The organism is Rahnella ecdela, from assembly GCF_019049625.1.
GTDB lineage: Bacteria > Pseudomonadota > Gammaproteobacteria > Enterobacterales > Enterobacteriaceae > Rahnella > Rahnella ecdela.
Map to the genome: position 1 here is coordinate 99,728 of NZ_JAFMOY010000131.1, position 14,009 is coordinate 113,736.

Below are 14,009 nucleotides of genomic sequence, written 5' to 3' on the forward strand. Positions count from 1 at the left end.
GAAAGAAATGAAGGGCTTTTTGAGATAAGTGATGCGGAGTTGATTTATCGCAAGTTTTGCAGGGAAGTGCCCGCTGCCGGAAAGCAGCGGGTAAAAAGTTATCAGGCGGAGAAGAAGGCCATCAGCACAGGCGCTATCAGGCTTAACACGAACCCGTGAACCACGGCGGGAGGAACCATATCCAGGCCGCCACTGCGCTGTAAAACCGGCAGGGTGAAGTCCATCGATGTTGCACCACACAGACCAAGTGCTGTCGAACGGCTGGTGCGCACCAGCGTCGGGATCAGCATGATGGCGCACAGTTCGCGTGCCAGATCGTTAAAGAACGCTGCGCTGCCAATCACCGGCCCGAATGAATCGGTGAGAACAATGCCCGAAAGCGAATACCAGCCGTATCCGGAGGCGAGCGCCAGACCGGTTTTCAGCGGCAGACCGAGCAATAACGCGGCGATGGCGCCACCGGCTAATGCGCTGACTGCGACCACCATTCCGACCATCATTCCGCGGCGGTTTAGGATTATCTGGCGCAGCGTCATGCTGCTGTTGCGAAGCTGTATACCGACCAGTGCCAGCAGGAATAACAATGCGATCTCGCTGGCCTGTGAGGCGAAGGTCAGCCAGTGCCATTGGGTCAGACCGAGTGCGAAACCGCCGATGACCACGCCGCATAATTTTAATGACTCCAGCGCCATGTGAATACGCGAGGGCAGTTTTTCCTGCTTATGTTCTGATTTCCACGGACGGCGGCGTTCAAGCAGCCACAGCGCGGTGTAGTTCATCACAAAAATGCACAGGAAACAGACGGAAGCATATTTGAAAATCAGCAGTAAATTTGCGCTCAGATTGTCGAGAAACGCCAGACTGATGCCCATAATGAAAAGAATGACGTAAACCATCCAGCTGAGTAACTGATTAACAATATGCAACAGGGGCCGGTTTTTGAGCGGAATAAGGTAGCCGGCAATCAGCGGCAGGAGAATAATTAACAGCCCGGAATACATGATGCAAAAGTCCCTGAAAAGTGAAATCCCAAGAGTGGAACGCGGCGCAGAAAAGGCCGCCCGCCACGCTAACGAAAAGTTATCTGACTGTAAAGCAGCTTCGGCACACAGAGATATCTTTGACCGCTTGACCTGAACCATTTTTTAACGCCATGCTCAGGAAAGTTTTGAGCGCACAGGAGGCGTCTGATGTATCTGGAACGTGTTGATATTGTCGGTTTTCGCGGGATTAACCGCCTGTCTTTGACGCTGACGCAGCCCGCACAACGTGGCGCATCAATTACCGGTTCCTCCCGTCAGGGGCAGGGGGAGTCCGTTCTGACCAACACCGTTCTCATCGGAGAGAACGCCTGGGGTAAATCCAGCCTGCTCGACGCATTAACTCTGCTGCTTTCACCTGAACCCAAACTGTACTGCTTTAAAGAAGAGGATTTCTATTTCCCGGCCGGCGAAGAGGAATCCAAATCCCAGTATCTGCACGTGGTGTTTACGTTTTGCGAGAACCAGGCCGGACATCATATGTCGCCACGCTTTAATTCGCTCTCACCGCTTTGGGTGAAATGTGCTGACAAGCTGAACCGGATTTATTACCGGCTGGAAGGCGAACTCGACGACGATGGCAGCGTGATGACGCTGCGCAGTTTCTTGTCATCCAGTGGTCAGCCTTTAAATCTGACGACGATTGATCCGCTGGCGCAGGCGCTGATCCGTCTCAGCCCGGTCCTGCGTTTACGCGATGCGCGTTTTATCCGTCGCCTGCGCAGTGAAACGCTTGCACCGCGGCTGGCGGCGAATAATGAAGAACTGGCAAAGCAACTCGATGAACTGACGCGGGAACTGGTTCACAGTCCGCAGACGTTGAAAAACAGTGAGCTGCGCAGCGGCCTTTCAGCCATGCAGCAATTGCTGGAACACTATTTTGCCGAGCAGGGCACCTCGAACAGCGCGCCGTGGCAGCAGAAACGTCATGGGCGCGCAGAAAGCCGCCGCGCATGGCGTTCTCTGGATAACATCAATCGCATGATTGCCGAACCGAACAGCCGCAGTATGCGGGTGATGCTGCTTGGCATGTTCTCGACATTATTGCAGGCCAAAGGCTCCGTGGTGCTGCATCCCGATGCCCGACCGCTGCTGCTTATTGAAGACCCCGAAACGCGCTTACATCCGATTATGCTGTCGGTGGCGTGGGGATTGCTCGATCAGTTGCCGTTACAGCGGATCACCACCACCAATTCCGGCGATCTGCTTTCTCTGGTTCCGGTCGAACAAATTTGCCGTCTGGTGCGTGAATCCGGTCGCGTAGCGGCTTACGGCATTGGCCCGGAAGGGCTGAGTCTGGAAGACAGCCGCCGCATTGCGTTTCATATCCGCTTCAACCGGCCTTCATCTTTGTTCGCCCGTTGCTGGTTGCTGGTGGAAGGGGAAACGGAAGTCTGGTTACTGAATCAGCTGGCGCGACAATGTGGTTATCATTTTGAATCTGAAGGCATCAAGGTGATTGAATTTGCCCAATGCGGGCTAAAACCGTTGCTGCGTTTTGCCCGGCAAATGGGCATTGAATGGCATGCACTGGTCGATGGCGATGAGGCAGGCCGCAAATATGCGGCGACGGTGATGGCCAATGTGGAAAGCCACGACGATACGCTGCGTTACCGGCTGACCGCGCTACCTGCGCAGGACATTGAATACTTCTTGTATCGTGATGGTTTTGAAGATGTTTATCGCAAGAATGCGGCGATACCGGAAAACGTGCCGATGTCGCCAAGGCGCATTATTGATAAAGCCATTCACCGCAGTTCGAAACCCGATCTGGCGATTGACGTGGCAATGGCGGCATCTTTGCGGGGAACCTCGTCGATTCCACCGTTGCTGCGGCAGATGTTTTCCCGCGTGGCCTGGCTGGCACGCGGGAGAGCCGATTAAGCGGCCTGAGTCTGGGTGATAGTCACAGGATTGCCATGTCCGCTGGTAAATGTCTGGCGGATCTGGCTTTCCAGGTCGTCTAACAGCAGATAGCGGCGACGGTACTCGGAACGGCGTTTACTGGCAATTTCTTCCAGCGGACGGTGAGCAATCTGGCGCGGCAGATGGAAGTAACCGTCCTCACCCTGTTTTGCATCCAGCGTTTCCCAGAAGCTGTCGTAATCGGCAAACACCATTCCTTTGCGTTTTTTATAACGCGGATCCTCATAAATATGGGTGTGATTACCCACGGCAACCAGTTGCGTCATACCGGTCACATCCGCCAGCGTGGTCAGCGCTTCAATCACCAGACGTTTCGGGAACAAGCCGTGGCAGGCTTTGGTGGCAGTCTGAATTTCCTGATGATCAACATGCGCGCGCGGCCCCTGCAACGCCCCGATAAACAGCGTCGGTTTTCCCTGATATTCAATAAAAGAGAACGTCACGATAGCAATCGGTTCACCCTGCGTGTTGTTGAACGACAGTGTCGCTTCGCCTTCTTTATCCAGACGACTGACGGCGTTCAGGGTAATCGCGTAACGCTGTTCTTCTTTACCTGTCAGGGTGGCAATCGCCATCGGCTTTTTATTCAGATAGCCGTGATTAATGGCGTCTGGCAGGCAATCCTGAATCATATCGTAATGATCTGTTATCCGTTTCAGGGCCTGGGCCTGCGTGATATTTGCCGCCTGATAGGTGCGGTGTAATTTAGCCGGCAGGGCGGGCATGGCATACAAAATTTCATCACGCTGCGGGTGCTGCGCCAGATAATCGAGCAGCGCGAACGTTCTGCGCGGTTGCCTCAGGGTGCGGAAAAAGAATTTAAGGCGATAGCGCGGTAATTTCCACGACGGTCCCGGCGTGATGCGGTTGGTGAGCAGTGCCTTCATCAACTGTAAGCCTGAAAGCGGGGCTTTTTCTACGCCAGGGTAATGGAGAGTCGTCATGGTCTTTACCTGTTATTGACTGCCGGGGTTTTGTTACCGACATTTCAACAGGAGATGGATAAACGACTGTGCAACGGGGAAAAATAGGGAGAAATTGAACGTGATTTGTTGAGATTGTGTTTAGATTTGATTTTATTTATGTCGTGTCTTAGCAATCGGTGTCTAAAAAATGTACTTTATTTTCGTAAAGAGGGCTTGAAGCCTGAGTCATTCTCCCCCATAAATAAAAATGCCAGTCAGTGAGTGACCGGCATTTGCAGTAGATGTGTTATTTGATATGTGATGCTGAACCGGTCAGGCGACCGCTTCACTTTCCACTGGAATAATGAGGCTGGCATGATTCCCCTTTGGGCCTTCATGAACGTCGAAATTGACCTGCTGGCCGGCTTTTAATGTCCGGTAACCCTCCATCTGTATTGTGGAGTAGTGAGCGAAGATGTCTTCACCGCCATTTTGCGGGCAAATGAAGCCAAAGCCTTTAGCATTATTGAACCATTTAACAGTACCCGTCTGCATGCTTCTACATCCCTCTCATGACTAGTCTGGTAGTAAATAGATAAAGCCAGTTGAGTGAGCACGAAGGCCGGAACGCAGCGGGTAAGCGCCTGTTCAGGCCAGTATAAATTCCGTTCAGCTCACGAATTTACACTCTAGTGGAATAGAGTTAGACGTCAAGGAAACGGCATTTGTCCTAAGGGAGCAGATAACCAAAGTTTGAAGCAGGTAACGCTATTGACATATTTTGTTAAATTTTCACTCGCGTTATCTGTTGCACGTAAGACATTTTGTGCAGCGGCAAGGTGAGGCCAGAGATGGTAAAATACGGTAATAACGGCGTGAGGCTCTGCAGAAAGTCTTCATGCTTATGTATTTGGCTTCCGATACGATCTTCACAGGTGATGAACAGGCAATGGGCAATAATCAAGACTGGCTAAATTTTGAACATTTGGCGGCGGATAAGCAAAAGGATGAGGTAAAACCGCCATCTATGTATAAAGTTATATTAAACAACGACGATTACACTCCAATGGAATTTGTGATTGACGTTCTGCAAAAGTTCTTTTCTTATGATATTGAACGTGCAACGCAACTGATGCTCCAGGTGCACTACAGAGGCAAAGCGATATGCGGTGTTTATACAGCCGAAGTCGCGGAAACCAAGGTCGCACACGTAAATGAGTACGCCAAGGAGAATGAGCATCCGTTGCTGTGTACGCTGGAAAAAGCCTGATTAAGGCAATCTATTTGGGAGGTGCCTATGCTCAATCAAGAACTTGAACTCAGTCTCAACATGGCTTTCGCAAGAGCCCGTGAGCACCGGCATGAGTTTATGACCGTGGAGCACCTGTTGCTGGCGTTGCTCAGCAACCCTGCTGCCCGTGAAGCGCTTGAAGCCTGTACAGTCGATCTGGTGGCATTACGCCAGGAGCTGGAAGCCTTCATCGAGCAAACCACACCCACCTTACCTGCCAGTGAAGAGGAGCGTGACACCCAGCCTACGCTGAGTTTCCAGCGCGTTCTGCAACGTGCGGTATTCCACGTGCAATCTTCTGGCCGCAGCGAAGTGTCCGGCGCCAACGTTCTGGTCGCGATTTTCAGCGAACAGGAATCTCAGGCAGCCTATCTCCTGCGCAAACATGATGTCAGCCGCCTTGATGTGGTGAACTTTATTTCGCACGGCACCCGTAAAGATGAATCGGGCAGTCAGGCGCAAAACAATGCGGAAAACCCAGTTAACGAAGAGCAGTCGGCGGGGGAAGATCGTATGGAGAACTTCACCACTAATCTTAACCAGTTAGCGCGTGTGGGTGGTATCGATCCGCTGATTGGCCGTGACAAAGAACTGGAGCGCGCCATTCAGGTGCTCTGCCGTCGTCGTAAAAATAACCCGCTGCTGGTGGGCGAATCCGGCGTAGGTAAAACTGCGATTGCCGAAGGTCTGGCATGGCGAATCGAGCAGGGCGATGTGCCGGAAGTGATGGCCGACTGCACCCTGTATTCTCTGGATATCGGTTCGTTGCTGGCGGGCACTAAATACCGTGGCGATTTCGAAAAACGTTTCAAATCTCTGCTCAAACAGCTGGAGCAGGATAAGAACAGCATCCTGTTTATTGATGAAATCCACACGATCATTGGTGCCGGTGCGGCATCGGGTGGTCAGGTGGATGCGGCAAACCTGATCAAACCGCTGCTGTCGAGCGGGAAAATCCGCGTGATCGGCTCCACCACGTATCAGGAATTCAGCAATATCTTTGAGAAGGATCGTGCCCTGGCGCGTCGTTTCCAAAAAATTGATATTACTGAGCCAAGCGTGGAAGAAACCGTTCAAATCATCAATGGCCTGAAAACCAAATACGAAGCGCATCATGATGTGCGTTACACCGCGAAAGCGGTACGTGCGGCGGTTGAGCTGTCGGTCAAATATATCAACGACCGTCATCTGCCGGACAAAGCCATCGACGTCATCGACGAAGCGGGCGCGCGCAGCCGGTTAATGCCGGTCAGTAAACGCAAGAAAACCGTTAACGTTAGCGACATCGAAAGCGTTGTGGCGCGTATTGCCCGCATTCCGGAAAAAACCGTGTCTGCGACTGACCGCGATGTGCTGAAAAATCTGGGCGATCGTCTGAAAATGCTGGTCTTCGGACAGGATCCTGCGATTGAAGCACTGACCGAGGCGATCAAAATGAGCCGCGCCGGTCTGGGTCAGGATCACAAGCCTGTCGGTTCATTCCTGTTCGCCGGTCCGACCGGTGTGGGGAAAACCGAAGTCACGGTTCAGCTGGCGAAAGCGCTGGATATCGAACTGCTGCGCTTTGATATGTCGGAATACATGGAGCGTCATACGGTCAGTCGTCTGATCGGTGCGCCTCCGGGATATGTCGGCTTTGATCAGGGCGGCTTGCTGACGGATGCGGTAATCAAACATCCTCACGCCGTGGTGCTGCTCGATGAAATCGAGAAGGCGCATCCGGATGTCTTCAACCTGCTGTTGCAGGTAATGGACAACGGCACGCTGACTGATAACAACGGACGCAAAGCAGATTTCCGCAACGTAATTTTGGTGATGACCACCAACGCCGGTGTGCGTGAAACGGAACGTAAATCGATTGGTCTGGTTCATCAGGATAACAGCCCTGATGCGATGGAAGAGATCAAACGTACCTTTACGCCGGAATTCCGTAACCGTCTGGACAACGTTATCTGGTTCAACCATCTGTCTACGGAAGTTATCCAGCAGGTTGTTGATAAGTTTATCGTTGAACTGCAGGCGCAGCTGGATGCGAAAGGCGTCTCACTGGAAGTCAGCGATGAAGCTCGTGACTGGCTGACCGTGAAAGGCTACGACCGTGCGATGGGTGCGCGTCCGATGACACGTACCGTTCAGGAAAACCTGAAAAAACCTCTCGCCAACGAACTGCTGTTTGGTTCACTGGTGGATGGCGGTTCCGTCTCTGTAGCGCTGGATAAGGCCGCTGACAAGCTTACTTATCACTTCATGAGTGCACAGAAGAAAAAACCGGAAGGTGCGGTGCATTAATTTTCATCAGTGATGAAAAAACAAAAGGCGATGTGAAAACATCGCCTTTTTTCTTTCTGAAATTCTTTATTTAATTGCAGTAATTAGTGAGGGCTTTCAGAAAGGATAATAGAACAAAATGCCGGATTGCGGATACCACAAAACGCCCTTGCAACAGCAGGAAGGGCGAAGAGGGTATCCTCAGGTATCGCCAGAAACTCAGCGATGAGTGAGCCGCTTATTAACGGCTACGGAAGACAATGCGGCCTTTGCTCAGGTCGTACGGGGTCAGCTCTACAGTGACTTTGTCGCCCGTCAGGATGCGGATGTAGTTCTTACGCATTTTACCGGAGATGTGAGCGGTAACTACGTGTCCGTTTTCTAATTCTACGCGGAACATAGTGTTTGGCAGCGTATCAAGTACGGTGCCTTGCATTTCAATGTTGTCTTCTTTGGCCATCGAATCCTCTAGGTCTAACTACCATAGTTTTTAACCGGCAAGATAATGCCGAAAAACCCACATTATGTAAAGAAGTATGGTCCATGACCGCACCTATTCCCTATCCTTCGGGAACACCGGCAGGTCTTCATCATGTGGGGATAAGTCTTGTGGCAACCAGCAATCCGGCGCTAACGCGCGATGCGAAAGTTCGGATAACTGCTGCAAAAATTGGCGGCGGGGGATCTCTCTCGCACCCAGCGACGCAGTGTGAGGGTTGAGCACCTGACAGTCAATCAGTTCTCCACCATTGCGGGAAAAATGTTGGCAAAAAACCATCAGCGCGGCTTTTGAGGCGTTTTCACGACGACTGAACATCGACTCGCCGCAAAATAACCCGCCAACTGAAACGCCGTATAATCCGCCAACCAGTTCATTTCCTTCCCAGACTTCAACTGAATGCGCCCGTCCGGCTTCGTGCAATTCCTGATAACCCCGCTGTACCAGCGGGCCGATCCAGGTGCCGTCTTCACGCTGCATCGCACACGCACGTATGACTTTTTCAAACTGTTGATTAAGCGTGAAATGAAAAGGCATTTTGCGCATAAAACGCTTCAGACTCCGGCTGACATGACGTTCACCGGGAACTAAAATGGCGCGGGGATCTGGCGACCACCAGAGGATTATCTCCCCCGGTTCAAACCAGGGAAAAACGCCGTACTGATACGCGGAAAGCAGGCGAGGAGCGGTAAGGTCCCCCCCGATAGCCAGCAGGCCATTCGGATCCTGCAATGCAGTTTCAGGATCAGGAAAATTGACTGAATTGGCCTCAAGCTTTACTAACCGCATAGATCTCCTTATCCGGCGGCTTAAGGGCCGCCGCTAAACTGGCAACTACGACGTCAGGTTCGTGACAAAAACCGCGCGTACCGGCCCTGTGCAGCAATTAACGACGGATGACCACCTTGCTCCACAATCTGACCTTCTTCCATGACGCAAATTCTGTCGAAAGTTTCCAGACCGTGCAGGCGGTGCGTCACTAAGAGTAGCGTCTTATTCTGACAATGCTTGTGCAGCAGTGCCAAAATATGTTGTTCCGTTTCGGCATCCAGTCCTTCCGTCGGTTCATCGAGTAACCACAGTGGCGCGTCATGCAGCAAAGCACGCGCCAGCCCGATACGGCGCTGTTCGCCACCGGAAAGCTGACGTCCGCCTTCACCGAGCCAGGCATTCAGGCCTTCGTTTTCCAGCAACACATGTAAATCCACTTGTCTCAGTGCATCGGCGATTTGTTCATCGGTGCATTGCGGTGAGGCTATGCGCAAATTTTCGCGCAGCGTGGTGTTAAAGACGTGCGCACGCTGACTGACGACTGTGATCATCTTGCGCAGTGTCGCTTCATCGTAATCGCCAATCGCATGGCCGTTGATTACCAGCGTGCCACTGCTGATATCCCAGCCGCGGGTCAGCAATTGCAGCAGGGTGGATTTGCCACAACCGGTCTGGCCGAGCAGGGCGATATGCTCACCGGCGCGCACATCCAGTGTGATGTTTTTCAGCACCGGCAACGGCTGACCCGGATAGGTGAAATTCACATTTTGCAGCGACAGGTTAATGTGTTCAGCGGCAACCGGCCCCTGCACCGGGAATGTCACGTCGGCAGGCTGGTCGATTATCTGGCTGACGCGCTGAGCAGACGCAATAACCTGCCCCAGATGCTGGAATGCCGCAGCGACCGGGCCCAGCGCTTCGAAGGCGGCCAGCGGAGTAAACACGAATAAAGCAATCAGCGCGCCAGGCTGAGCGATGTTACCGATCCCGCCAGCGGCCAGCCACAGCATGAGCGTAACGGTCAGACCGGCGGCGGCAATCACCATCGCCTGTGACAACCCGGTCAGTTTCGCCTGCTGCTGCTGACGCAACAACCAGCGGCGTTCGATATCGTTTAGTTGCTGGCGGAATCTCGGCTGAGCGCCAAAGACCGCCAGCTCGGACTGACCTTGTAACCAGGAGGTCAGCTGCATGCGGTAATCACTGCGCAGCGCCGTCAGTTCCCGGCCAGCCGGTTTACCCGCGCGGTAGAAAACCACCGGCAGAAGCAACATCAGTACCAGCATGATTGCACCGAGTGTCAGCGCCAGTTTCATATCAAGGAAACTCAGGCCATACGTCACCAGCAGGATCACTACCAGTGCACTTACCAGCGGAGAAATCACCCGCAGATACAAATGGTCCAGCGTATCGACATCGGCCACCAGCCGGTTTAGCAAATCGGCCTGACGAAAACGCGCAATACCACCCGGCGAGAGGGGCATGATTTTGGTGAAAGTGAATACACGCAGATGCGCCAGCACACGGAATGTGGCGTCGTGGCTGACCAGACGCTCGGCATAACGGCCTGCGGTTCGAAATATCGCCGCTCCGCGTACACCGGCGGCAGGAAGCATGTAGTTGAAACTGTATAAACCGGCGACACCCGCTACGGCAGAAGCCGCCAGGAACCAGCCGGAAAGCGTCAGCAGACCGATGCTCGCCAGTAAAGTGACGATAGCCAGAATGACACCGAGGGACAGGCGGAACCAGTGACGGCGGTACAGGGCGAGAAAAGGTAGAAGAGTTTTCATAATTACAGCTCCTTATTCCGCTGAGAAAGCAGGCTGGCGAACAGGCCATTCTGCGCCACCAGTTGTGCGAAGGTTCCGCGCTCGGCGATCAGGCCTTTCTCCATCACCCAGATTTCGTCGTAGTCCCGGGTGTCTTCCAGCTGGTGCGTCACCAGCAGAGATGTCTGCGCTTGAGACGCGTCGTTCAGTGCACTCATCACCCGTTTTTCGCTGTGCGCATCGAGGCTGGCGGTCGGTTCATCGAGCAGTAATAAACTGCACGGTGAAAGCAGGGCGCGGGCCACGGCGACGCGTTGAGCCTGACCGATGGATAAGCGCGCGGCGCTGTCGCCGAGTTCGGTTTCAAGCCCTAACGGTAACAGCGGCAGGAATTCATTCACATATGCACGGTCGATGGCGGACTGGAGTTGTTCATCGCTGACATCCGGCTGATTAAGCAGGATATTGGCGCGAAGGGTTTGTTCCGGTAAATGTGGATTCTGTCCGACCCAGCTCAGGTGCTGACGCCATTGGTCATTGCGTAATGATTTCAGTTCCGTTCCGCTGACGGTAACGGAGCCCTGATATGGCAGGAAACCCAGCAGGACGTTCAGTAACGAGCTTTTACCTGCACCGCTCAGGCCGACAATGGCGATACGATGTCCGGCCTGAATACTGAAGGTCAGCGGGCCGGCCAGCGTTTTGCCTTGTGGCGACTGAATTATCAGGTCGCGGGCGTTAAGATCAACAGCTTTGCCTGCCGGGAAGTTCTGATCCCCTTCACCCATCTCTGTACTTTCAGCGCTCAGGAACGTCACCAGACTTTCAGCTGCGCCGACGGCCTGCGCTTTGGCGTGATAAAACGCGCCCAGATCACGCAGAGGCTGGAAAAACTCCGGAGCCAGTATCAGCACCAGAAAGCCGGCAAACAGTGTCACAGGCATGCCGTAGCTGCCGAAATTGAGTTCGCCCAGATAGGAAAAACCAAAGTAAACCGCGACAACTGCGATGGAAATAGAGGCGAAGAATTCCAGTACTGCAGAAGATAAAAAGGCCAGTCGCAGGACGTCCATCGTGCGGGCGCGAAAATGTTCCGTTGAGCGCTTAATCTGATCGATTTCCGCCGTGCCGCGATGAAACAGACGAAGCGTATCCAGACCACGCAGACTGTCGAGGAAATTACCGCTAAGACGCGCCAGCGCTACAAAGTTACGACGGTTAGCATCTGCCGCACCCATGCCGACCAGCGCCATGAACAACGGGATAAGCGGGGCTGTGACCAGTAAAATCATTCCGGCCGCCCAGTTAATTGGGAAGACGCTGACCAGAATCAGCAGGGGAATAATACCTGCCAGTGCGATTTGCGGCAGATAGCGGGAATAATAATCCTGCATATCCTCGATTTGCTCGAGAATGATACTGGCCCAGCTGCCCGCCGGTTTGCCCTGGATCCACGCGGGCCCGAGTTTTTCCAGACGATCCAGCACCAGTTTACGCATTTCCTGACGGATAACCCGCCCGCAGATAAAACCTACCTGTTCACGCAGCCAGGTGACAACAGCACGCAGCACAAATGTCAGTGCCATTAACAGGAAGCTTTGCAGCAGGGCATCACGCGAGGTGTGTTCGATGATCAGGCTGTGCAGTAATCCGGCCATCAGCCAGGCCTGAGCGAGGATCAGCAAACCCGAAAGCAGACCCAGCATCATAGACAGACGGATCCAGCCTTTAGCTCGGGAGCTTTGTTGTTTTAACCAGCGGGTAAGTTCTTGTTGTCGTGTTTTATTCATCAGGCTTCAGTCTGTGCAGCAATCCGGATGGGAGGGCGCTCATGTTACATGCTTGGCACAACACTGAAAACAATAAGGCGGCAATTAAGCCGCCTTATTCGTTACTCTTTGTATGGACTCTTAGTCCGGAAAGTTACCCGTGAGAGTAATTATAGATCCGGAGCTTGCGATAAACCGTCCAGATAGCGTTCGGCATCCAGCGCGGCCATACAACCGGTTCCGGCGGAGGTGATCGCCTGACGGTAGATGTGATCCATCACGTCGCCCGCAGCGAAGACGCCCGGAATGCTGGTTTGTGTCGCATTGCCGTGGGAACCGGACTGCACTTTGATGTAGCCGTCTTTCAGTTCCAGCTGACCTTCGAAAATGCCGGTGTTCGGGCTATGACCGATAGCGATAAATACACCCGCCACATCCACCTGAGATTTCTCGTCAGTACGGACATCAAGCAGGCTGGCACCGGTGACACCCATCTGATCACCAACCACTTCGTTCAGTGTTTTGTGGGTATGCAGAACAATATTGCCGCTGGCCACTTTGTCATTCAGACGATCAACCAGAATTTTTTCCGCACGGAAACTGTCGCGACGGTGTATCAGATGCACTTCCGAGGCAATGTTAGCGAGATAAAGCGCCTCTTCAACTGCGGTATTCCCGCCGCCAACGACCGCGACTTTCTGATTACGGTAGAAGAAACCGTCACAGGTAGCGCAGGCTGAAACGCCACGACCTTTAAACGCTTCTTCAGAAGGCAGACCGATATAACGTGCGGATGCGCCGGTGGCGATGATCAGCGCGTCACAGGTGTATTCGCCGCTGTCACCGGTGAGACGGAACGGACGGTTCTGCAAATCGACTTTGTTGATATGGTCGAAAATAATCTCGGTATTAAATTTGGTCGCATGTTCGTGCATACGTTCCATCAGAGCCGGACCGGTCAGACCTTCCGGATCGCCCGGCCAGTTTTCGACTTCGGTGGTTGTGGTCAGCTGACCGCCTTTTTCCACCCCGGTTATCAAAACCGGATTAAGGTTGGCGCGTGCTGCATAAACTGCTGCGGTATAACCCGCCGGACCAGAACCTAAAATCAATAATTTACTGTGTTTAACCGTACTCATGCGTAATTCATCTCCGCGGTAGCGACAAGCGATAAACCGATTGTAGGGAAAACGGCGCAGTAAAAAAAGCAAACTCAGATGTTGTTAACGATTTGTCTGATAGTTTTTACAGTGAAAGACGGGTAAAAAGGTTTCCGTCCCTGATTATCAGACACTTAACTGTTTTATAAGCAGGGTTGAAAAACAACAGCTGGGAAGTTATCCGCTGTGAAGGTTGTTTAACAGAGTGCGGTGTTTTAGTCACAATTCACGGCAGGTTGTGGAGTTTTGGCTGAAATATTTCACGCGCTGAGTTGTTATTGTCCAAAGAGAAAAGACAGCTAAAAAGGGGGTATCAGCTTTTGAGGTTGGCACGTTCTTCTGATTTTGCTTCTTTTACTTTGACAATCCGCTGTGCATTTGCGAAAACATCAGGGGAAGAAGAAATTAACTGCCTGTCAGCGACTTGAATTTATGCAATTGGCTGCTACCGGACCCGTTCTGGTGTTGCTTTTTTGCGTTTTTGTTGCGACAGGATTTAGTGGATCAGGTTGGCTGTATCCAATCTATTAATTTCACAGGGTTATTTCTTTTGAGTATCCGTTTTATGGTCGTGTTCCTTTTGACAGGGGATCAACGCGGCTTTTGGA

The 14,009-nt window shown here is 52.6% G+C and carries 11 protein-coding genes; 3 read left to right on the forward strand and 8 right to left on the reverse strand.

Annotated elements, in window-relative coordinates:
- Positions 1-101: 101 nt before the first annotated feature.
- The gene (locus J1784_RS19090) at positions 102-1,001 is read right to left on the reverse strand and encodes a LysO family transporter (protein WP_217150506.1); all 900 of its coding nucleotides are present in this window, start codon (positions 999-1,001) and stop codon (positions 102-104) included.
- 189 nt (positions 1,002-1,190) lie between these two features.
- Here J1784_RS19090 and J1784_RS19095 point away from each other — a divergent pair, with 189 nt between their 5' ends.
- Positions 1,191-2,924, forward strand: coding sequence for an ATP-dependent nuclease (locus J1784_RS19095; RefSeq protein ID WP_217150507.1), 1,734 nt, complete (start codon positions 1,191-1,193; stop codon positions 2,922-2,924).
- Here J1784_RS19095 and J1784_RS19100 read toward each other — a convergent pair.
- Complete coding sequence (locus tag J1784_RS19100) at positions 2,921-3,910, reverse strand: VirK/YbjX family protein (protein ID WP_217150508.1); 990 nt, start codon at positions 3,908-3,910, stop codon at positions 2,921-2,923. The genes J1784_RS19095 and J1784_RS19100 overlap by 4 nt on opposite strands.
- Positions 3,911-4,204: 294 nt before the next feature.
- The gene (gene cspD / locus J1784_RS19105; RefSeq protein WP_015696601.1) at positions 4,205-4,426 is read right to left on the reverse strand and encodes a cold shock-like protein CspD; all 222 of its coding nucleotides are present in this window, start codon (positions 4,424-4,426) and stop codon (positions 4,205-4,207) included.
- Between the two features lie 394 nt (positions 4,427-4,820).
- Here cspD and clpS point away from each other — a divergent pair, with 394 nt between their 5' ends.
- Together clpS and clpA are read left to right on the forward strand one after the other, a co-directional pair.
- A complete protein-coding gene (gene clpS, locus J1784_RS19110; protein ID WP_013574769.1) occupies positions 4,821-5,141 on the forward strand; it encodes an ATP-dependent Clp protease adapter ClpS in 321 nt (106 codons plus the stop codon).
- A 27-nt stretch (positions 5,142-5,168) separates the two neighbouring features.
- Positions 5,169-7,451 (forward strand): ATP-dependent Clp protease ATP-binding subunit ClpA, encoded by a 2,283-nt coding sequence (clpA, locus tag J1784_RS19115; RefSeq protein ID WP_120506948.1) that lies wholly within the window; start codon positions 5,169-5,171, stop codon positions 7,449-7,451.
- 220 nt (positions 7,452-7,671) lie between these two features.
- Here clpA and infA read toward each other — a convergent pair whose 3' ends face one another.
- The 5 genes from infA to trxB all read right to left on the reverse strand — a co-directional run bounded on the left by infA (position 7,672) and on the right by trxB (position 13,380).
- Positions 7,672-7,890, reverse strand: a complete 219-nt coding sequence (gene infA / locus J1784_RS19120; protein WP_002211347.1) for a translation initiation factor IF-1 — start codon at positions 7,888-7,890, stop codon at positions 7,672-7,674.
- 93 nt (positions 7,891-7,983) lie between these two features.
- On the reverse strand, positions 7,984-8,718 hold the full coding sequence (gene aat / locus J1784_RS19125) for a leucyl/phenylalanyl-tRNA--protein transferase (protein ID WP_217150509.1): 735 nt from the start codon (positions 8,716-8,718) through the stop codon (positions 7,984-7,986).
- A gap of 53 nt (positions 8,719-8,771) precedes the next feature.
- Positions 8,772-10,493, reverse strand: a complete 1,722-nt coding sequence (gene cydC, locus J1784_RS19130) for a heme ABC transporter ATP-binding protein/permease CydC (RefSeq protein ID WP_217150510.1) — start codon at positions 10,491-10,493, stop codon at positions 8,772-8,774.
- 2 nt (positions 10,494-10,495) lie between these two features.
- On the reverse strand, positions 10,496-12,262 hold the full coding sequence (gene cydD / locus J1784_RS19135) for a heme ABC transporter permease/ATP-binding protein CydD (RefSeq protein WP_217150511.1): 1,767 nt from the start codon (positions 12,260-12,262) through the stop codon (positions 10,496-10,498).
- Between the two features lie 149 nt (positions 12,263-12,411).
- Positions 12,412-13,380, reverse strand: a complete 969-nt coding sequence (gene trxB / locus J1784_RS19140) for a thioredoxin-disulfide reductase (protein WP_217150512.1) — start codon at positions 13,378-13,380, stop codon at positions 12,412-12,414.
- Positions 13,381-14,009 lie beyond the last annotated feature (629 nt).